The sequence below is a fragment of the Ancylobacter oerskovii genome (assembly GCF_018390555.1).
GTDB classification, from domain to species: Bacteria; Pseudomonadota; Alphaproteobacteria; order Rhizobiales; family Xanthobacteraceae; genus Ancylobacter; species Ancylobacter oerskovii.
Window position 1 is genome coordinate 125,311 of the sequence record NZ_JAHBGB010000019.1, and the last position, 19,651, is coordinate 144,961.

The 19,651-nt window shown below is 68.1% G+C and carries 16 protein-coding genes and 1 tRNA gene; 10 read left to right on the plus strand and 7 right to left on the minus strand.

What is annotated here, in order from left to right:
- Nucleotides 1-28 precede the first annotated feature (28 nt).
- The 3 genes from bdcA to KHC19_RS09445 all read right to left on the minus strand — a co-directional run bounded on the left by bdcA (nt 29) and on the right by KHC19_RS09445 (nt 1,770).
- Complete coding sequence (bdcA, locus tag KHC19_RS09435; RefSeq protein ID WP_213352103.1) at nt 29-739, minus strand: SDR family oxidoreductase; 711 nt, start codon at nt 737-739, stop codon at nt 29-31.
- Nucleotides 740-822: 83 nt separating this feature from the next.
- Nucleotides 823-1,107 (minus strand): hypothetical protein, encoded by a 285-nt coding sequence (locus tag KHC19_RS09440; protein ID WP_213352104.1) that lies wholly within the window; start codon nt 1,105-1,107, stop codon nt 823-825.
- Between the two features lie 586 nt (nt 1,108-1,693).
- A tRNA-Arg gene (locus KHC19_RS09445) sits at nt 1,694-1,770 on the minus strand.
- A 147-nt stretch (nt 1,771-1,917) separates the two neighbouring features.
- Between KHC19_RS09445 and KHC19_RS09450 the strand changes: the two genes are divergently transcribed.
- Nucleotides 1,918-2,757, plus strand: a complete 840-nt coding sequence (locus KHC19_RS09450) for a HesA/MoeB/ThiF family protein (RefSeq protein WP_213352105.1) — start codon at nt 1,918-1,920, stop codon at nt 2,755-2,757.
- A 16-nt stretch (nt 2,758-2,773) separates the two neighbouring features.
- Here the strand turns inward: KHC19_RS09450 and KHC19_RS09455 are convergent, their stop codons facing one another.
- Nucleotides 2,774-3,775 (minus strand): 2-hydroxyacid dehydrogenase, encoded by a 1,002-nt coding sequence (locus KHC19_RS09455; protein ID WP_213352106.1) that lies wholly within the window; start codon nt 3,773-3,775, stop codon nt 2,774-2,776.
- A gap of 306 nt (nt 3,776-4,081) precedes the next feature.
- Between KHC19_RS09455 and KHC19_RS09460 the strand changes: the two genes are divergently transcribed.
- Nucleotides 4,082-4,603: an SH3 domain-containing protein gene (locus tag KHC19_RS09460; RefSeq protein ID WP_213352107.1), complete on the plus strand. Its 522-nt coding sequence runs from the start codon at nt 4,082-4,084 to the stop codon at nt 4,601-4,603.
- A gap of 318 nt (nt 4,604-4,921) precedes the next feature.
- Here the strand turns inward: KHC19_RS09460 and irrA are convergent, their stop codons facing one another.
- Nucleotides 4,922-5,452 (minus strand): iron response transcriptional regulator IrrA, encoded by a 531-nt coding sequence (gene irrA / locus KHC19_RS09465; protein WP_213352108.1) that lies wholly within the window; start codon nt 5,450-5,452, stop codon nt 4,922-4,924.
- A gap of 352 nt (nt 5,453-5,804) precedes the next feature.
- On the opposite strand from irrA, the gene fabA reads away from it, so the two are divergent.
- From fabA to fabI, 3 genes are all read left to right on the plus strand, one after another.
- The gene (fabA, locus tag KHC19_RS09470) at nt 5,805-6,311 is read left to right on the plus strand and encodes a 3-hydroxyacyl-[acyl-carrier-protein] dehydratase FabA (protein ID WP_213352109.1); all 507 of its coding nucleotides are present in this window, start codon (nt 5,805-5,807) and stop codon (nt 6,309-6,311) included.
- Nucleotides 6,312-6,454: 143 nt separating this feature from the next.
- Entirely contained in the window at nt 6,455-7,678 is a 1,224-nt protein-coding gene (fabB, locus tag KHC19_RS09475; RefSeq protein WP_213352110.1) for a beta-ketoacyl-ACP synthase I, read from the plus strand.
- 96 nt (nt 7,679-7,774) lie between these two features.
- Nucleotides 7,775-8,632 (plus strand): enoyl-ACP reductase FabI, encoded by an 858-nt coding sequence (gene fabI, locus KHC19_RS09480; RefSeq protein ID WP_213352111.1) that lies wholly within the window; start codon nt 7,775-7,777, stop codon nt 8,630-8,632.
- 54 nt (nt 8,633-8,686) lie between these two features.
- Here the strand turns inward: fabI and KHC19_RS09485 are convergent, their stop codons facing one another.
- Together KHC19_RS09485 and KHC19_RS09490 are read right to left on the minus strand one after the other, a co-directional pair.
- Entirely contained in the window at nt 8,687-10,171 is a 1,485-nt protein-coding gene (locus KHC19_RS09485; protein WP_213352112.1) for a metal-dependent hydrolase family protein, read from the minus strand.
- Nucleotides 10,172-10,448: 277 nt separating this feature from the next.
- On the minus strand, nt 10,449-11,306 hold the full coding sequence (locus KHC19_RS09490) for a prephenate dehydratase (RefSeq protein ID WP_213352113.1): 858 nt from the start codon (nt 11,304-11,306) through the stop codon (nt 10,449-10,451).
- A gap of 417 nt (nt 11,307-11,723) precedes the next feature.
- Between KHC19_RS09490 and KHC19_RS09495 the strand changes: the two genes are divergently transcribed.
- From KHC19_RS09495 to KHC19_RS09515, 5 genes are all read left to right on the plus strand, one after another.
- Complete coding sequence (locus tag KHC19_RS09495; RefSeq protein WP_213352305.1) at nt 11,724-12,266, plus strand: c-type cytochrome; 543 nt, start codon at nt 11,724-11,726, stop codon at nt 12,264-12,266.
- 224 nt (nt 12,267-12,490) lie between these two features.
- Nucleotides 12,491-14,386 carry an extracellular solute-binding protein gene (locus KHC19_RS09500; protein ID WP_213352114.1) on the plus strand — a complete coding sequence of 632 codons (1,896 nt, stop codon included), beginning with the start codon at nt 12,491-12,493 and terminating at the stop codon, nt 14,384-14,386.
- Between the two features lie 80 nt (nt 14,387-14,466).
- The gene (locus KHC19_RS09505; protein WP_213352115.1) at nt 14,467-16,377 is read left to right on the plus strand and encodes an extracellular solute-binding protein; all 1,911 of its coding nucleotides are present in this window, start codon (nt 14,467-14,469) and stop codon (nt 16,375-16,377) included.
- 961 nt (nt 16,378-17,338) lie between these two features.
- Nucleotides 17,339-18,448 carry a microcin C ABC transporter permease YejB gene (locus KHC19_RS09510; protein WP_213352116.1) on the plus strand — a complete coding sequence of 370 codons (1,110 nt, stop codon included), beginning with the start codon at nt 17,339-17,341 and terminating at the stop codon, nt 18,446-18,448.
- A gap of 1 nt (nt 18,449) precedes the next feature.
- Nucleotides 18,450-19,637: an ABC transporter permease gene (locus KHC19_RS09515; protein ID WP_246548568.1), complete on the plus strand. Its 1,188-nt coding sequence runs from the start codon at nt 18,450-18,452 to the stop codon at nt 19,635-19,637.
- Nucleotides 19,638-19,651 lie beyond the last annotated feature (14 nt).

Consider the following 19,651-nt stretch of genomic DNA (forward strand, 5'->3'; position numbering starts at 1 on the left):
GCGAGGGGGGCGGCAGAGGCGAGCCCGATCAGGCCGCGAAGCCGCCATCGATCGTGTGCATGGCGCCGGTGATCCCGCGGGCCTGCGGGCCGGCGAGATAGAGCGTCAGGCTCGCCACTTCGTCAGGCGTGCCGTAGCGTTTGATGGACATCGGCCCGAGCATGGAAGCCGCCCGAGGCCCCTCGGCCGGGTTCATGTCGGTGTCGGTCGGGCCGGGCTGCACCACGTTGACCGTGATGTTGCGCGGGCCCATGTCGCGCGACAAGCCGCGCGCCATGCCCTGCACCGCCGCCTTGGTCATCACATAGGCCGAGAGCCCGGTGAACGGCATATTGTCGGCGGTGTCGGATCCGATGACGATGATGCGTCCCCCATCGGGCATCAAGCGCGACGCTTCGATACTGCCGAAATAGGCACCGCCAATGTTGACGTCGATCATCCGTTCGACGTCGTCGGCGGCGAGCGTCAGCGGATCGCCGAAGACCAGCAGACCGGCATTATAGACGAATATGTCGATCGGCCCGGCATCGCGGATCGCCGCGATGAGTTCTTCGCGAGCGCCGGCATCCGCCCGCAGCGCCTGCGCGCCGGTTTCGGTGGCGAGCCGGGTGGCCGCATCCGCCGAGGCGGCATAGGTGAACACGACCGTTGCGCCGGCTGCCGAGAAGCGCCGCACGATCGCGGCGCCTATGCCGCGGCTGCCGCCGACGACGAATACCTTGTGATCTGAAAATTCCATCGTGCTCGACCTTCGAATGCGGAGGGAAGTGCGTCTGTCGATGATGGGCTGCCGCCTCCAATCCGGTGCGACAGCCGGCGCCGTCAGAGCGGGATGCCGATGCGGCGGGACACGGTGGCGTCCGTAAAACGGGGGACGTCCGCCATCACGGCCTCTGTCTCGGCGGATGCGAGCGCCGCGTGCAGCGCGGCCTCATCGCGAAACCGGTAGATCCCCACGGAGACATCCACGACATCGGCGTCGCGGGGAAAGAAGGCAGCGGCGCTTTCCAGTCCATGCCGCTGCCAGCACGCGAACGCCAATGGCAGGTGGACGTCGACATAATGGTCGCGATCGAAATAGGTGCCGCCGCTGCAGGTCACTATCATTATTGCATTTGCCATGAAGGACATGTGGGCCGATTGAAATTGATCCTCAACTTCCAGAAATGAACATTCTCCGTTCAATTATGTGGGTAGAGGCGAGCGGCATGCCTTCGCTTGTCGAGGCGCGAGATCATCGCTGCCTCCCGGGGCATGATCCGCAAGAAGGCTATTGCTGATCTTCGCCCCTTGCTGGAGCGCGCGAATTCACGCCTCGTGGCCGCATGCGGCCGCGGCATGAGAGCGGAACAGGCCGCCATCGTTCGCGGCTTGTTGCCGTGGGTCTGCTCCTGGCGCATGGCAGAGCGGGGTCTTCACCCGGGGGCGATGGACCTCCTCTTGCGGCACGCGGATCGTATCGGCCTGCCTTTTGGCAAGCGTTCGACAACTCGACCTGACGTACTCGCCACCCTGATGCGTCGTGGGGCTTTCGGACCGGATCGGCCAGAATGTGGGCCCTGCAGGCCATGGTTATGATGTGCGCGACATCCGGCACCGTTCCCATCGTAGAGACCGGCCCGTTCGCGCGCGGCCGAACGTAGGGGAAGGGGCGCCAACGGTGGCTCAGGTCCAGCCAAGCGCCTGAAAAATTTGGCGCACCCGGCACGATTCGAACGTGCGACCTTTGCCTTCGGAGGGCAACGCTCTATCCAGCTGAGCTACGGGTGCCAGCGGCGCGTTCGCGCCGGACGCCGTCTTCTTAGTCGAAGGACCGCGCGCCGGCAACATGTGGTGTCGGCTCCTGCGCAGGAAATGCGGTCGATCCGCCCGGTGCCATATGGCAGCGGGCCGCGCGATGGTTATATAGCGCTCGCCATGAACAGCGATGCGCCGACCACCCCCCGCAAGCCCTTCTTCTCCCCGGAGGAGATCGAGCGTTACGCCCGCCACCTCGTGCTCGGGGAAATCGGCGGGCCGGGCCAGCAGAAGCTCAAGAAGGCCAGCATGCTGGTGGTGGGAGCCGGTGGGCTCGGCGCGCCGGCCCTGCTGTATCTCGCCGCCGCCGGGGTCGGCCGGCTGGTGGTGATCGACGACGATGTCGTCTCGCTTTCCAACCTGCAGCGGCAGGTCGTCCATACCACCGAAATGGTCGGCCGGCTGAAGACGGAGAGCGCCGAAGCCTTCGTCGCCGCGCTCAATCCGCATGTCGATTTCCAGGGCGTGGCCGGGCGGCTGAGCGCGGAGAACGCGCTCGATCTCGTCGGCACGGTCGACGTGGTCATCGACGGTTCGGACAATTTCTCCACCCGCTATCTGGTGTCGGATGCCTGCGCGCTGGCGCGGAAGCCGCTGGTCACCGCCGCCCTCGGGCGTTTCGATGCCACCGTCACCACCATCCGCGCCCATGAGAGCGGACCCGACGGTGCGCCCAATCCCACCTATCGCTGCCTGTTTCCCGAACCGCCGCCCGCCGGCCTGGTGCCGAGCTGCGCCGAAGCCGGCATTCTCGGCGCGGTGGCCGGCGTCGCCGGCACGCTGGTGGCGTTGGAGGCGATCCGCGTCGTGGTCGGCTTCGGCGAAGGCCTGGTGGGACGGCTGCTGATGATCGACACGCTGTCGATGCGCTTCGAGACGCTGAGCTATGGCTGGGATCCCGACAATCCGTTGACCGGCACCGCCCCGACCATCACCGACCTGTCGGGCCACCGGCGCTGAGGCGACGGCGCGCGCCTCACAGCATGGCGGGCAGCACGCGGTCCGGCGGGCGATGGCCGTCCATGAAGGCGCGGATGTTGACGATCACCTTCTCGCCGGTGTCGATGCGCGCTTCCACCGTCGCCGAGCCCATATGCGGCAGCAGCACCACCTTGCCCTGGCGCGCCAGCTTGAGCAGCTTGGGGCTGACCGCCGGTTCGCGCTCGAACACGTCGAGGCCGGCGCCGGCGAGCTCGCCGGTTTCGATCATGCGAATAAGCGCATGTTCGTCAATGACTTCGCCGCGGGCGGTGTTGACGATATAGGCGTCGCGCTTCACCAGCTTCAGCCGGCGGGCGGAGAGCAGGTGGAAGGTGGCCGGCGTGTGCGGACAGTTCACCGAGATGATGTCCATCCGCGCCAGCATCTGGTCGAGGCTGTCCCAATAGGTGGCCTCGAGCTCGTCCTCTATCTGGCCGGGCAGCGGGTGGCGGTTGTGATAGTGGATCTGCAGGCCGAAGGCCTTGGCCCGCCGCGCCACCGCCTGGCCGATGCGTCCCATGCCGATGATGCCGAGCCGCTTCCCCCAGATGCGGTGGCCGAGCATCCAAGTGGGCGACCAGCCGGGCCAGACGCCCTCGTCGCGGATGATCAGCGAGGCGCCCTCGGTAAGTCGCCGCGGCACCGCGAGAATCAGCGCCATAGTCATGTCGGCGGTGTCCTCGGTGAGGACGCCGGGGGTGTTGGTGATGGTGATGCCGCGCTCGGTGGCGGCGGTGACGTCGATGTGATCGACGCCGTTGCCGAAATTGGCGATCAGCTTGAGGTTGGGGCCTGCCGCCTCGATCACCCGGGCGTCGATGCGATCGGTGATGGCCGGCACCAGCACATCGGCGCTCGCCATCGCCTCGGCGAGCTGGGCCTGCGTCATCTGCACGTCCTCGACGTTCAGCCGGGCGTCGAACAGCTCGCGCATGCGGGTTTCGATCTTGTCGGGCAGCTTGCGGGTCACCACGACCAGCGGCTTCTTGCGGGCCATCTCAATCCCCGTCGCGAGCAAGGTCCCGTTAACGTCGAAGGCGGAAAATACGGACCGGCCGGGACGGAGCCTCATTAGCAGACGGGTCGGCGAAACACAAAAAGCACCCATTCGCGGTGCAGGCGTGCGCCCGCCGCCGGGAGTTACCTCCGGGCGGCCGTGACGTGCGATGAACAGGTGACAGGAACGATGCGACTTTCCACGCTTCGAATCGGTGCGAGGCTTCGAGGCGGCAAGGAGCGCCGCGGGGGATGGCGGGGCGGCTTCGGGAAGCGGCCCCTGCTCTTCGCCCTGCTGGCGGCAGGCATGGTCCTGGCGGCGGAGCCGTTGATCCACAAGAGTTTTTCACCCGCGCAAGCGCAGTCCGCCGCGCCGGCCACCAAGGGGCCGGTCGGGCGCGAAAGCGGGCTGCCGGTGCCGCGCTTCGTCTCGATCAAGGCGGACAAGGTGAATGTTCGCTCGGGTCCGACGCGCGACCACAGCGTGGCCTGGGTCTTCACCCGCGCCGGGCTGCCGGTGGAGATCACCGCCGAGTTCGAGACCTGGCGGCGCATCCGCGATTCGGACGGGGCCGAGGGCTGGGTGTACCACTCGATGCTGTCGAGCCGGCGCACCGCGCTGGTGGGGCCGTGGCTGAAGGACGGGGCGACCTCGCTCTATGCCAGCCGCGACGCGCAGTCCCGCGTCGCCGCGCAGGTGGAGCCGGGGGTGCTGGGCCAGGTCAATGATTGCGACGGCAGCTGGTGCCGCTTCTATGGCGACGGCTTCGAAGGCTTCATCCAGCAGGAGAAGCTGTGGGGCGTCTATCCCGGCGAGAAGATCGACTGATCCGGTGTGCAGTGGGGCCAGATCCGGGCGCCGGCTCCCGGTTCGGTGAGGTGTACGATCGGGCCAGCCTGTCCGGTGAGGCCGATTTCCGCCCGGGACCGGCCTGCCGCGATGGCGCCGCGCTCCCATAGGGGGGCGTCATGGCCGGGGGAGGCCGCGTGCGCCCGTCGCCATGTCGCGGCGATCCGAGGTGCCCGGCCCGGAGCCGGGTGCGGGCCGGGCAAGCAAAAAGGCCGGTCGCGGGACCGGCCTTTTCATATTTCAGGGAATCTGACGAGCGGGCCGCACCGCTCCGGGACCGTCTCGGCCCCGGCGCTCTCAGCCCCGGCGCTTGGGGCGCAGGCGGACCACCACGTCGACGCGGGCGATCTCGTAGCCTTCCGGCGGCTCGGGAACCCGCTCCACCTCGACCGCCGCGCTGGGGATGTCGAGGAGGTGGTTCTCGCCTTCCATGAAGAAATGGTGGTGGTCGGACGGGTTGGTGTCGAAATAGGTCTTCGACCCGTCAATGGCGAGCTCGCGGAGCAGCCCGACCTCGGTGAACTGGTGCAGCGTGTTGTACACGGTGGCCAGCGACACCGGGAAGCGCGCCTTGATCGCCTCCTCGTGCAGGATTTCCGCCGAGACGTGGCGGTCGCCCTTGGCGAAGAGCAGCCAGCCGAGCGCCAGGCGCTGGCGGGTGGGGCGGAGCCCGACATCGCGCAGCATGTGGCGGACGTCATGGAACGGGCAGCCGGTGCGGCTCGCGCCAGCGCTGTCGCGCAGTCGGGCCACCGGAAGCACCGGCTCGTCGTCCTCCATCACCATACGCGACACGGCAACAGGGGCAGGGCGAAAAGTCTCGTTCATCTCACGTTCCGAGCAGACAATCCAAGACGGCAGCCAGCCTTTCGACCGGCGCCGCGAGCAGTTGCAAGGCGATGCCACCGGACATAGATGGCCGCAGGCAACGGGTTTTTCAAAGCCAGTATATTCGCAGGCACGGTCTGCGGGCAACAATCCGTCGCATTATAGTAATCATTCCAAACTGTAAGACCGGCGGCGCCGGCGCGGCGGGCCGTCATGCTACCGACACAGTGAGCGGTACCGCCGCATGGAGGATGGCTTTGAGCCGGCAGGGCGCTGTGATAGGAAGCGCCAGAAACCGGGCGGCAGCCTTTCCGCCCGCGGTCGAAACGACAAGCGTGGTGATACGGCGGCAATGGTCGAACGGCAGAACAGCTTCTCCTACGATGAACTGCTCGCATGCGGGCGCGGCGAGCTTTTCGGACCCGGCAACGCCCAGCTGCCGCTGCCCCCGATGCTGATGTTCGACCGCATCACCTCCATTTCCGAAGAGGGCGGCGCCAACGGCAAGGGCCATGTGCGCGCCGAGCTCGACGTGAACCCGGACCTGTGGTTCTTCGCCTGCCACTTCAAGGGCGACCCGGTGATGCCGGGCTGCCTCGGCCTCGACGCCATGTGGCAGCTGGTCGGCTTCTATCTCGGCTGGCTCGGCTCCCCCGGGCGCGGGCGGGCGCTCGGCCTCGGCGAGCTGAAATTCTCCAACCAGGTGCTGCCGACCACCAGGAAGGTGGTGTACGGCATCGACTTCAAGCGCGTCATGCGCTCCAAGCTGGTGCTCGGCATCGCCGATGGCTGGCTGGAGGCGGATGGCGAGGTGATCTACCGCGCCAGCGACCTGAAGGTCGGCCTGTTCCAGGCCTGACGCACGCCGCGGGAGCGCGGCCCGGCCGCACGGCCTTGTCGACAACGGCCCCCGGCGCCATCTGCCGGGGGCTCACTCATGAAGAGGGGTGCCGCGCGGCGCCGGACCGAACGCCGCCGCCGCCCGCCAGGGAAGGAAAGCCTATGCGCCGCGTCGTCGTCACCGGGATGGGTATCGTCTCGTCGATCGGCAACTCCACCCAGGAGGTGCTCGCCTCGCTGCGCGAGGGCAAGAGCGGCATCACCCGCTCCGAGAGCTATGCCGAACTGGGCTTCCGCTCGCAGGTGCACGGCGCGCCGCTTCTCGACGCCAGCGAGATCGTCGACCGCCGTGCCATGCGCTTCCACGGCGGCGGCACCGCCTGGAACCATGTGGCCATGGAGCAGGCGATCCGCGATTCCGGGCTGGAGCCGCATGAGGTCTCCAACGAGCGCACCGGCCTCGTCATGGGCTCGGGCGGCTCTTCCACCCGCACCATCGTCGAAGCCGCCGACATCACCCGCAAGAATGCCAGCCCCAAGCGCGTCGGCCCCTTCGCGGTGCCGAAGGCGATGGGCTCCACCGCCTCGGCGACGCTGTCGACCTGGTTCAAGATCAAGGGATCGAGCTATTCGATCTCGGCGGCCTGCGCGACCACCAATATCTGCATCGGCAACGCCGCCGAGCTGATCCAGTTCGGCAAGCAGGACATCGTGTTCGCCGGCGGCTGCGAGGACCTCGACTGGACGCTGTCCTGCCTGTTCGACGCCATGGGCGCCATGTCCTCCGACTATAACGACCGCCCGGCGGTGGCCTCGCGCCCCTATGACAAGAACCGCGACGGCTTCGTGATCTCCGGCGGCGCCGGCGTGCTGGTGCTGGAGGAGCTGGAGCACGCCAAGGCGCGCGGCGCCCGCATCTATGCCGAGGTCATCGGCTACGGCACCTCCTCGGACGGCGCCGACATGGTGGCTCCCTCCGGCGAGGGCGCGGCGCGGGCGATGAAGCTGGCGCTGGCCGGCGTGAAGGGCGGCATCGACTACATCAACCCGCACGCCACCTCGACGCCGATCGGCGATCTCAAGGAGATCGAGGCGATCCGCGAGGTGTTCGGCGCCCATTGCCCGCCGATCTCCGCCACCAAGTCGCTGACCGGCCACTCGCAGGGCGCCACCGGCGTGCACGAGGCGATCTACTCGATCCTGATGATGCAGAACGGCTTCATCGCCGCCAGCGCGCATATCGACGAGATCGACCCGGCCTTCGCCGACATGCCGATCGCCCGCGAGCGCATCGACAATGCCAAGCTCGGCCGGGTGCTGTCCAACGGCTTCGGCTTCGGCGGCGCCAATGCCGTGCTGGTGCTGCAGCATCCCGACGCCGCCTGAATTTTTTGACGTGAGCGTGCTTTCCCGTCGCCCGGACGTCATCGTCCGGTCGGAAAGAGCGCCAGCCGGCGTCGCGCCGGCCGCGAGGAGAAGACGATGAGCCTGACGCAGGGCAATCCGGTGCACGGCAATCTGATGGAAGGCAAGCGCGGCCTGATCATGGGCGTCGCCAATGATCATTCCATCGCCTGGGGCATCGCCCGGGCGCTGGCGGCGCAGGGGGCGGAGCTGGCCTTCACCTATCAGGGCGAGGCGCTGGGCCGCCGGGTGAAGCCGCTTGCCGAGCAACTGGGCAGCGACACCGTGCTCGCCTGCGACGTCGAGGACATCGCCTCGGTGGACGCGCTGTTCGAGCAGCTGAAGGCGAAGTGGGGGACCATCGACTTCCTCGTCCACGCCATCGGCTTCTCCGACAAGAACGAGCTGAAGGGTCGCTATGCCGACACCACGCGGGAGAACTTCTCGCGCACCATGGTGATCTCCTGCTTCTCGTTCACCGAGCTCGCCAAAAGGGCGGCGGCGCTGATGCCCGATGGCGGCTCGCTGGTGACGCTGACCTATGGCGGCTCCACGCGGGTGATGCCCAACTACAACGTGATGGGCGTCGCCAAGGCGGCGCTGGAGGCGAGCATGCGCTACCTCGCCGCCGATTACGGGCCGCAGGGCGTGCGGGTGAACGCCATCTCCGCCGGGCCGATCCGCACCCTCGCCGGGGCCGGCATCGCCGATGCGCGGCTGATGTTCAACTACCAGAAGCGCCATGCGCCGCTGCGCCGGACCGTGACCATCGACGAGGTGGGCGGAGCGGCGCTGTACCTGCTCTCCGACCTGTCGAGCGGCGTCACCGGCGAGGTGCACTTCGTCGATTCCGGCTACAACATCATCTCCATGCCGCATCCCGAGGCGCTGAAGACCATCGAGGACGCGGTGGAGGCCGGCGAGGCGGCGCAGTAGGCCTCCCCGGCCGGCGCCGGGGCGGTGCCGGCCATGGCCGGAAGGATCCGGCCGTCAGTGGCCGAGCGTGTCCTTGTGGATGCGGCCATCCTTCATGATGATGCGGAAATTCGTCCCGGCATCGGCGATCAGCGAGAGATTCTCCAGCGGGTTGCCCTCGACCAGCAGCATGTCGGCATAGGCGCCTTCCTCCAGCACGCCGAGCTTGCCGGGATAGGGATTGCGCGGTCCGGACAGCGCCAGCAATTCGGCATTGGTGGCGGTGGCCATCCTCAGCGCCTCCGCGGCCGAATACCAGCGGGCGAGATGGGTGAGCATCACCCCCTGCCGCCGCGCCAATTCCGGCGAGAACAGCATGTCCGAGCCGAAGGCGGTCTTGATGCCGTGCTTCTTCGCCAGCGCGTAGACATTGTCGGTGGCGGCGAAGATCGCCAGCGCCCGGTCGCGGCTGGGGCCGGTCAGCGGCCCGGTATCCTCGAGGCTGAGGAAGGGCTGGGTGCTGAGCCAGATGCCCTTCTCCGCCATCCGCGCGGCGATCTCCTCATCCATCAGATGGCCGTGCTCGATGCAGGTGACGCCGGCGTCGAGAGAGCGCCGGATGGTGTGCGAGGCATAGGCGTGGCTGGCGACATAGGTGTTCCAGTCGCTCGCCACCTGTACCGCCGCGCGCATCTCGCCTTCGGTGAAGGTGGAGGCGTCGAGCGGGCTGCGCGGCGAGGACACGCCGCCGCCGCCCACCATCTTCAGCTGTGAGGCGCCCTGCATCAGCTGCTCGCGCGCCCGCAGCATCACCTCCGCCTCGCCATCGGCGATGGCGACGCCGCCGGTGCGCTCGGTGCGGTCCGGCGTGCCGGCGGCGCGCGGCAGTTCGGCGAGCGGGCGCAGGTCGCCATGGCCGGCGCTGGCGGTGATCATGGCGCCGCAGGGATAGATGCGCGGGCCGGCGGTCAGCCCCTCGTCGATCGCCTGCTTCAGCGGGAAGGACGGGCCGCCGAGATCGCGGATGGTGGTGAAGCCGCGCATCAGCGTGCGCTCGGCCTCGGCGGCGGCGGCAAGGAAGATGTAGCCGGGCTCGGCCGACAGCATCACCGGGATCGGCAGCGCGGCGAAGATGGCGTGCCAGTGCATGTCGATGAGGCCGGGCATCAGCACCCGGCCGCCGCCGTCGATCACCCGCGCGCCTTCCGGCGCCGCCGGGGTGCCGGCCGCGATGGATTTCACGCGGCTGTCCTCGACCAGCAGCGACACGCCCTCGCGCAGCGCGCTGGCCCGGCCGTCGAACAGGCGGATATTGGTGAAGAGGATCCGCTGCGGTCCGGCGGGCTGCTGCGCCCGCGCCGGCCGCGCGAGGCCGAGCGCGGCGAGCGAGGCCGCCATGCCGGCGACGAAGCCGCGCCGCGACATGCCGGCCTGGAGCCGGGCCGTCAGCGCGGCGAGTTCCGGCCGGTGGCAGAGGCAGCCCGTGTGGCCTTCGGGGGCGACCGCCGTCTCATCCGTGCAGGCGAAGGCGGGGGGAGGGGGCGAGGGGCGGAACGACATGAGGCACCTCCGGGTCGCTTCGTGGACGGTTCGGCCCGCCCCGTTCGCGACCCGCGCACCCTACGCGGATACGCTGCCGGCGCAACCCGCGCCGCCTTCGCGGGACGCCGCCGCCCACGAGGAGGCGCTCCCCGCGAGGGGCGCCTCGCGCGAAGGAGGCTTCACGCGAGGGAGGCTTCACGCGAGGGAGGCTTCACGCGAGGGAGGCTTCACGCGAGGATTCTTGCGCGCCGCGATCCCGCAAGCGCTTTGCCCGCGCCGGCGACGGCCGGCCCGGCTACTCGCCGGCGCTGAGCGCGATGCGGTAGGCATCGGCGGGGTAGACGCCGAGGATCCGCAGCTCCTTGGAGAAGAAGGCGAGCTCCTCCAGCGCGTGCTTCAGCCCGACATCGTCGGGATGGCCGATGACGTCGGCATAGAACTGGGTGGCGAAGAACTCGCCGTCGAGCTGGTAGGATTCCAGCTTGGTCATGTTGACGCTGTTGGTGGCGAAGCCGCCCAGCGCCTTGTAGAGCGCCGCCGGCACGTTGCGCACCCGGAACACGAAGGTGGTGACGGTGGGGCCGTTATTGGCCGGCGCCCAGTGGGCGTCGCGCGAGAGGATGATGAAGCGCGTGGTGTTGTGCGCCTCGTCCTCGATGTTCTCGGCGATGATGTCGAGGCCGTAGATCTCGGCGGCGAGGCGCGGGGCGATGGCGGCCACCGTCGGGTCGCCGGCCTCGGCGACCAGGCGCGCGGCGCCCGCCGTGTCCGAGCCGACCACCGCCTTAAGCCCCAGCTTGCGGATGATGTTGCGGCACTGGCCGAGCGCCATGACATGGCTGGTGACGGTCTTCACCGTGGCGAGCGTCGCGCCCTTCACCGCCATCAGCTGGTGCGAGAGCGGCAGGAAATGCTCGCCGATGATGTTGAGGCCCGAGGTCGGCATCAGATGATGGATGTCGGCGACGCGGCCGGCGACCGAGTTCTCGATCGGGATCATGCCGAGATCGGCCTCGCCGGACTGGATGGCGGCGAAGGCGTCCTCGAAGGTGGGGCAGGGCAGCACCACGGCGTCGGGAAACCGCTCGCGGCAGGCATTGTGGGAATTGGCGCCCGGCTCGCCCTGAAAGGCCACGGTGCGGGGGGTATTCATGGTCCTCGATTCCTTCACCTGCGCGCCCGGCGATCCGAGGCGTCTCGACACGGCACCGCCGCCGGCTCGCGCACCGCAAAAAGCGCGACGGAACGCCGCGCCAGCCGCCGCTCCCTGCCGCCCGCGCACCGGGCGCGGCGGCCGGACAGGCGCCGCATCCGCCTGCCGCTTCGGCAGGCTGCGCGAGAAATGACAGAAGTGTCATAGACTTGCGCAAGAACAGCGCCGGCCCGCATGCGGGCGGACGGTGGCGAAACGTAGCACCGACGGCGCGCTTATACGGGTTGCACGCCTAGGGTCAAAATGATTAGTTCCGCCCGCCGTTGGCGGCCGTGCGACGCGGCTGTTACATTACGTGCGGGCATCGGCGGTCCAGCCGGATGGATCGCGGTGCCGGTCGAGGGAGCGGAACTCAAGATGGACAGCTTCGAGCTGAACAAGATCGCCGGCGCCGTGCTCGGCGTGCTGACCTTCACGCTGGGCCTGAACGTGTTTTCGGGCATCCTGTTCACCTCGCACGCGCCGGAAAAGCCGGGCTTCGAGATCGCGGTCCCCGAGGGCGGCGGCGGTGCCGCCGTGGCCGCCGCGGCGCCCGACGTGCCGATCGCCGAGCTGCTGCCCAAGGCCAGCATCGAGAAGGGCGCCGCCGTCGCCAAGAAATGCGCCGCCTGCCACAACTTTGTCGAAGGCGCGGGTGCCAAGGTCGGGCCGGACCTCTATGCCGTCGTCGGCCGGCCGGTGGCGAGCGCCGAGGGCTTCGCCTATTCCGCCGCGCTCAAGGCACATGGCGGCAACTGGACCTTCGAAGAGCTCAACGCCTTCCTGAAGAACCCCAAGGCCGACATTCCCGGTACCGCCATGGGCTTCGCGGGCCTCGCCAAGGAAACCGAGCGCGCCGACCTGCTGGTCTATCTCAACTCGCTGTCGCACAGCCCGCAGCCGATCCCGGCGGCGCCCTGAACCGGCGATTTTAGCCGGCGACCGGCCGGCATTGCCGAAGCGAATGCTTCGGAATTGCCGGTGAATTTCTTCACGATCACGTCAGGCCGGAGGCGCGGCGCGCTTCCGGCCTTATTGTTTTCCGAACGTCACCGTTCACATTGGTGACGCGGGAGGTAGGCTGTGCCGGAATGGCCGGTGCGCCCGGCCCGACATGCCGAGATTCGAACAAGGAAGTGCGTCGCATGGCCGATCGCCGATCTCTCCCGGTCTCCACCGCCTTTGCCCGTCCCACCCGCCGGCTGGCGCTGGCGCTGATGGGAGGCGTGCTCGCCCTCGGCACGATCGGCCTGCCCGATCTCGCCCGCGCCGAGCCGCAATGGCGCCACGGCCTCTCTCTGCTCGGCGAGCCGAAATACCCGGCGGACTTCAAGCGCTTCGACTATGTGAACCCCGACGCGCCCAAGGGCGGGCTGCTGCGGCTCTCCGCCAGCGGCACCTTCGATTCGCTCAACGACATCATCCCGCGCGGCAATCCCGCCGCCGGGCTGTCGCTGATCTACGACACGCTGATGAGCCCCGCCGCCGACGAGGTGGCCACCGAATACGGGCTGATCGCACAATCGGTGCGCTATCCCGACGACTTCTCCTCGGTCACCTACAAGCTGCGCCCGGAAGCCAAATGGCATGACGGGCAGAAGATAACCCCCGACGACGTGGTGTGGTCCTTCGAGCAGACCATCAGGAACAACCCGCGCCAGGCCTTCTATTACAGCCACGTCAAATCGGCGGCGAAGACCGGCGACGACGAGGTGACCTTCACCTTCGACCAGGCGGGCAACCGCGAACTGCCGCAGATCGTCGGCCAGCTGCGGGTGATGCCGAAACACTGGTGGACGGCGAACGGCCCGGACGGCAAGCCGCGCGACATCGCCCAGGGCACGCTGGAGGTGCCGCTCGGTTCCGGCCCCTACAAGGTGAAGCAGGTGGTGCCCGGCCGCTCGATCTCCTTCGAGCGGGTGAAGGATTATTGGGGCCGCGATCTGCCGGTGAATGTCGGCACCAATAATTTCGACGAGCAGCGCTTCGAATATTTCCGCGACGACACGGTGGAGCTGGAGGCCTTCAAGGGCGACCAGTATGATTTCCGCGTCGAGAGCTCGGCCAAGGACTGGGCCACCGCCTATGACTTCCCGGCGGTGAAGCAGGGCAAGGTGATCCTCGAGGAATTCGCCAACCGCGCCTCCGGCCAGATGCAGGCCTTCATCCCCAATCTGCGGCGGGCGAAGTTCCAGGACCAGCGGGTGCGCCGGGCGCTCAACTACGCGCTCGACTTCGAGGGCATGAACCGCACGCTGTTCTTCGGCCAGTACAAGCGGACCGCCAGCTATTTCCAGAACACCGAGCTCGCCTCCTCCGGCCTGCCCGAGGGCCGCGAGCTGGAGATCCTGCAGGGCGTGAAGGACAAGATCCCGGCCAGCGTGTTCACCACGCCCTACCAGAACCCGCCGCAGGGCGGGGAAGAGGAGCGCCGCAGCAACCTGCGCGAGGCGGCGCGGCTCTTGAAGGAGGCCGGCTGGACGGTGAAGGACCGCAAGCTGGTGAACGCCAGGGGCGAGCCCTTCACCATCGAGATCCTGATCGCCAATCCCGCCTTCGAGCGCGTCGCGCTGTTCTACAAGCCGGCGCTGGAGCGGCTCGGCATCACCGTGAACGTGCGGCAGGTGGACACCTCGCAATATATCAACCGGCTGCGCGCCCGCGACTTCGACATGATCCTCACCGGCTGGGGGCAATCGCTGTCGCCGGGCAACGAGCAGCGCGACTTCTGGGGCTCGGCGGCGGCCGACCGGGAAGGCTCGGCCAATTATGCCGGCATCAAGGATCCCGGCATCGACGCGCTGATCGAGACGGTGATCTATGCCAGGGACCGCGGCGACCTCGTCGCCGCCACCCACGCGCTCGACCGGGTGCTGCTGGCCTATGATTTCGTGATCCCGACCTGGAACTACCCGAACTACCGCACCGCGCGGTGGAACCGCTTCGCGCATCCCGAAAAGCTGCCGGAATATTCCTTCGCCTTCCCCGACATCTGGTGGTGGGACGCGCAGAAGGCGGCGCAGACGGGAGGGGCGCCGTGAGCGGGGGGAGACGACCGGGTGCGTCTCCTCCCCCCTCTCCCCGCGGGGGAGAGGGGGGAGGAGAGGGGGGGCAACATGGTTTGAGCCTGTCGCGGCGGGCCTTGCTGGCGCTCGGCGCCGGGGCGGGGGCGGCGCTCGCCTTGCCGCGCACCGGCCGGGCGCAGGGGGCAGGGACGGCGGCGGCTCCCGGCGCGGTGCCTGCCGCCGCGTCGACCTTGCCCGCCGGCGAGCTGCATGGGCTCTCGGCTTTCGGCGACCTGAAATATCCCGCCGATTTCGCGCATTTCGCCTATGTCGATCCCGCCGCGCCGCGCGGCGGCGGCTTCTCGCAGATCGGGCCGGTGGCCTTCTACAATCAGGCGCTGCAGACCTTCAATTCCTTCAACGGCTACATCCTGCGCGGCGACGCGGCGCAGGGCGTCGAGCTGACCTTCGACACGCTGATGGCGCGGGCGCTGGACGAGCCGGACGCCGTCTACGGCCTGCTCGCCCGCTCGGTGGCGGTGAGCGAGGACGGCACGGTCTACCGCTTCCGGCTGCGGCCGCAGGCGCGCTTCCATGACGGCTCGACGCTCGATGCCGAGGACGTCGCCTTCTCGCTGAACCTTTTGAAGGCCAAGGGGCACCCGGTGATCCAGCAGGGCCTCGCCGACATGGAGGGGGCGGAGGCCGAGGGCGCCGACATCGCGGTGGTGCGCTTCGCCAAGGGGCGCGCGCGCGACGTGCCGCTGCTGGCGGCGCAGCTGCCGGTGTTCTCGCGGGCCTATTACGGGGCGAAGAATTTCGAGGAATCGACGCTGGAGCCGCCGCTCGGCTCCGGCCCCTACAAGGTGGGGCGGTTCGAATCCGGGCGCTATGTCGAATATGGCCGGGTCGAGGACTATTGGGGCGCCGGCCTGCCGGTGAATGTCGGCGTGAACAATTTCGACACGGTGCGCTTCGAGTATTTCCGCGACCGCGAGGTGGGCTTCGAGGCGTTCAAGGCCGGCACCTACCGCTTCCGCGAGGAGTTCACCGCCCGCAGCTGGGCCACCGGCTACGACTTCCCTGCCCTCCGGGACGGCCGGGTGAAGCGCGAGGAACTGCCCGACGACACGCCCGGCGGCGCGCAGGGCTGGTTCCTCAACCTGCGGCGGCCGCAATTCGCCGACCCGAAGCTGCGCGAGGCGCTCTCCTATGCCTTCGACTTCGAGTGGACCAACAAGAACCTGATGTTCGGCATCTACAAGCGCACGCTGTCCTTCTTCGAGAACTCGCCGCTGAAGGCGCAGGGCCCGGCGGGAGAGGCGGAGACGGCGCTGATCGACAGGCTGGCCGACATCCTGCCGGCGGAGCAGATCGCGGCACTGAAGGGCGAGCCGTGGTCGCCGCCGCTCTCGGACGGCTCCGGGCAGGACCGGGCGCTGCTGCGCAAGGCGCAGGAGCTGCTGCGCGCCGGCGGCTTCACCGTGAAGGACGGCAGGCTCACCGACACGGCCGGGCGGGCCATCACCATCGAGTTCCTCGACGACGAGGGCTCGCTGGAGCGCCACACCGCGCCCTTCATCAAGAACCTCAAGCTGATCGGCATCGAATCGACCTTCCGCCTCGTCGACCCGGCGCAATATCAGCGCCGGCTCAACGATTTCGACTTCGACGCCACGGTGCGGCGCTATTCGCTGACCTCGGTGCCGGGGGAATCGTTGCGCAGCTTCTTCGGCTCCAAGGCGGCGGCGACGCCGGGCTCGCCCAACCTCGCCGGGCTCGCCGACCCGGCGATCGACCGGCTGATCGAGATGGTCATCGCCGCGCAGACGCGCGAGGCGCTCACCACCGCCTGCCGGGTGCTCGACCGCCGGCTGCGCTGGAACCGCTTCTGGGTGCCGCAATGGTATTCCGGGGTCCATCGCATCGCCTATTGGGACGAGTTCGCCTGGCCCTCGGTGCCGCGCCCGACCTATGCCCGCGCCATTCCCGGCATCTGGTCGGCGAAGCTGCGCAAGGCGGGGTGAGGGAGGCGCCATGGGGCCGTGCGTTGCGCTGCCGTTCGCTGCCTCGCCGTCCGTTCCGTCGTCATGGCCGGGCTCGGTCCGGTCCTCGACGCCCTGGCGCCGTGGGCACCCGGCCGAAGGCGTGGATCCCCGGGACGAGCCCGGGGATGACGGGGCTTTATGGGGGATGGAGGGCTCTGTGGGGGATGGCGGGGCTTTATGGGAGACTTTACGGCGGAGAGGTTCGGCGAAGCTGCGCAAGGCGGGGTGAGGGGCTGCCATGGCGCCGTGCGTTGCGCTGCCGTTCGCTGCCTCGCCGTCCGTTCCGTCGTCATGGCCGGGCCTGGTCCGGTCCTCGACGCCCTGGCTCCGTGGGCGCCCGGCCGAAGGCGTGGATCCCCGGGACGAGCCCGGGGATGACGGGGCTCTATGGGGGATGGAGGGGCTCTATCGGAGGCTCTACGGGGGAGTGGTTCGGCGAAGCTGCGCAAGGCGGGGTGAGGGGGCCGCCATGGGGCCGTGCGTTGCGCTGCCGTTCGCTGCCTCGCCGTCCGTTCCGTCGTCATGGCCGGGCTTGTCCCGGCCATCCACGTCTTCGGCCGCGCGCGGCGTTTGGAGGAAGTCGCGGCTCCCCCGGTCAAGCCCGGGGATGACGTCGCTTGAGGCGAGACGTTCGGCAGAAGGAGCGCCAAGCACGTTGTGCCAGGGAATGAGCAATGCCTGTCTTCTTTCTTTCCCTCTCCTCGGTGGGTAGAGGTGGCCCGCGCAGAGCGGGCCGGTGAGTGGGCACGCGATCGGGACGCGTTGCTCACCCCTCACCCCACCCCTCTCCCCCACGGGGAGAGGGAGCAGGTTGCTCTTTCTGAGGGAGAACCTATGAGGTCACCCTCACATCAACTCCCGCAACCTGACAAGACGTTAAGTTGACCGGCAGGCCGCGCGCCGCCAAGTTGAGCGCAATTCCCGGAGGTTTCTGCCCCGCATGCTCGCCTATATCGTCCGCCGCATCGCGCTGATGGTGCCGACCCTGGTCGGCATCATGCTGATCTCCTTCGTGGTGGTGCAATTCGCGCCGGGCGGCCCGATCGAGCGGGTCATCGCCCAGTTGACCGGCGAGGGCTCCTCCGCCACCCAGCGCATTTCCGGCGGCGGCGGCGATTTCGGCGGCGGTGGCGGCAGCGGCGCGGGATCGAGCGACCCGATCTCCTCCAAATATCGCGGCGCGCAGGGGTTGGACCCCGCCTTCATCAAGCAGCTGGAAGTGCAGTTCGGCTTTGACAAGCCGGCCTATGAGCGTTTCGGCAAGATGCTGTGGGACTATGCCCGCTTCGATTTCGGCCGCAGCTACTTCCGCGACATCTCGGTGATCGACCTGATCAAGGAGAAGATGCCGGTCTCGATCTCGCTCGGCCTGTGGATGATGCTGATCACCTACGCGATCTCGATCCCGCTCGGCATCGCGAAAGCCGTGCGCGACGGCTCGCGCTTCGACGTGTGGACCTCGGCGGTGATCATTATCGGCTACGCCATACCGAGCTTCCTGTTCGCCATCCTCTTGATCATCCTGTTCGCCGGCGGCTCGTTCTTCTCGATCTTCCCCTTGCGCGGCCTGACCTCCGACAATTGGGACCAGCTGTCGCTCGGCGCCAAGATCCTCGACTATTTCTGGCACCTCGTGCTGCCGATCACTTCCATGGTGCTCGGCGCCTTCGCCACCATGGCGCTGCTGACCAAGAACTCGTTCCTCGACGAGATCCGCAAGCAATATGTCGTCACGGCGCGGATGAAGGGCCTGTCGGAACGGGCGGTGCTGTACCGCCATGTGTTCCGCAACGCCATGCTGATCATCATCGCCGGTTTTCCCGGCGCCTTCATCGGCGCGTTCTTCTCCGGCTCGCTGCTGATCGAGACCATCTTCTCGCTGGACGGGCTGGGGCTGCTCGGCTTCGAGAGCGTGCTCAACCGCGACTATCCCGTCGTGTTCGCCAATCTCTACATCTTCTCGCTGGTCGGACTGGTGGTGAACCTCGTCTCCGATCTCACCTATAGCTGGGTCGATCCGCGCATCGACTTCGAGAAGCGGGACGTGTGAGATGGACGCTTCCGCTTCCCAGCCCGTGCGGCCGTCCACCCAACCGTCCACCCCCACCGAGGCCGCGCCGCCGGCGACGCGCGAGCGCTCGCGCCTGTCGCCGATCAACCAGCGCCGGCTTGCCAATTTCCGCCGCAACCGGCGGGGATTCTGGAGCTTCTGGATCTTCGCGGTGCTGTTCGTGGCGAGCCTCGGGGCCGAGTTCATCGCCAACGACAAGCCGTTCCTGGTCGAATATGACGGTGGCACTTATTTCCCCGCCTTCAAGGCCTATCCCGAGACCGCCTTCGGCGGCGATTTCGAGACCGAGGCGGATTATCGCGACCCCTATCTGCAGAAGCTGATCGCCGAGAAGGGCGGCTGGATGGTGTGGCCGCCGATCCGCTACAGCTACGCGACGCATAATCTCGATCTGCCGACCCCGGCGCCCTCGCCGCCGACCTGGATGCTCACCGACGCGCAATGCGCGCCGGTGGTGGAAAAGCTCGGCCGCACCGGCGGCTGCGGCGCGCTGGAATGGAACTGGCTCGGCACCGACGACCAGGGGCGCGACGTGCTGGCCCGGCTGATCTACGGCTTCCGGCTCTCGGTGCTGTTCGGGCTGGTGCTGACCATCATCTCCTCGATCATCGGCGTGGCCGCCGGCGCGGTGCAGGGCTATTTCGGCGGCTGGACCGACCTTCTGTTCCAGCGCTTCATCGAGATCTGGACGGCGATCCCGGCCCTGTACCTGCTGCTCATCATCTCCTCGATCCTGGCGCCGGGCTTCTGGATCCTGCTCGGCATCCTCTTGCTGTTCTCCTGGGTGGCGCTGGTGGGGCTGGTGCGCGCCGAGTTCCTGCGGGCGCGCAACTTCGAATATGTGCAGGCGGCGCGGGCGCTCGGCGTATCGAACGCCGTCATCATGTGGCGGCATCTGCTGCCCAACGCGATGGTGGCGACGCTGACCATGATGCCGTTCATCGTCTCCTCCTCGGTGATGACGCTGACCGCACTCGACTTCCTCGGCTTCGGCCTGCCGCCCGGCTCGCCCTCGCTCGGCGAATTGCTGGCGCAGGGCAAATCCAACGTGCAGGCGCCCTGGCTGGGGCTCACCGGCTTCTTCACCGTCGCCTTCATGCTGAGCCTGCTGATCTTCATCGGCGAAGCGGTGCGCGACGCCTTCGACCCGCGGAAGACCTTCGCATGAGTGAAGATTCGCGC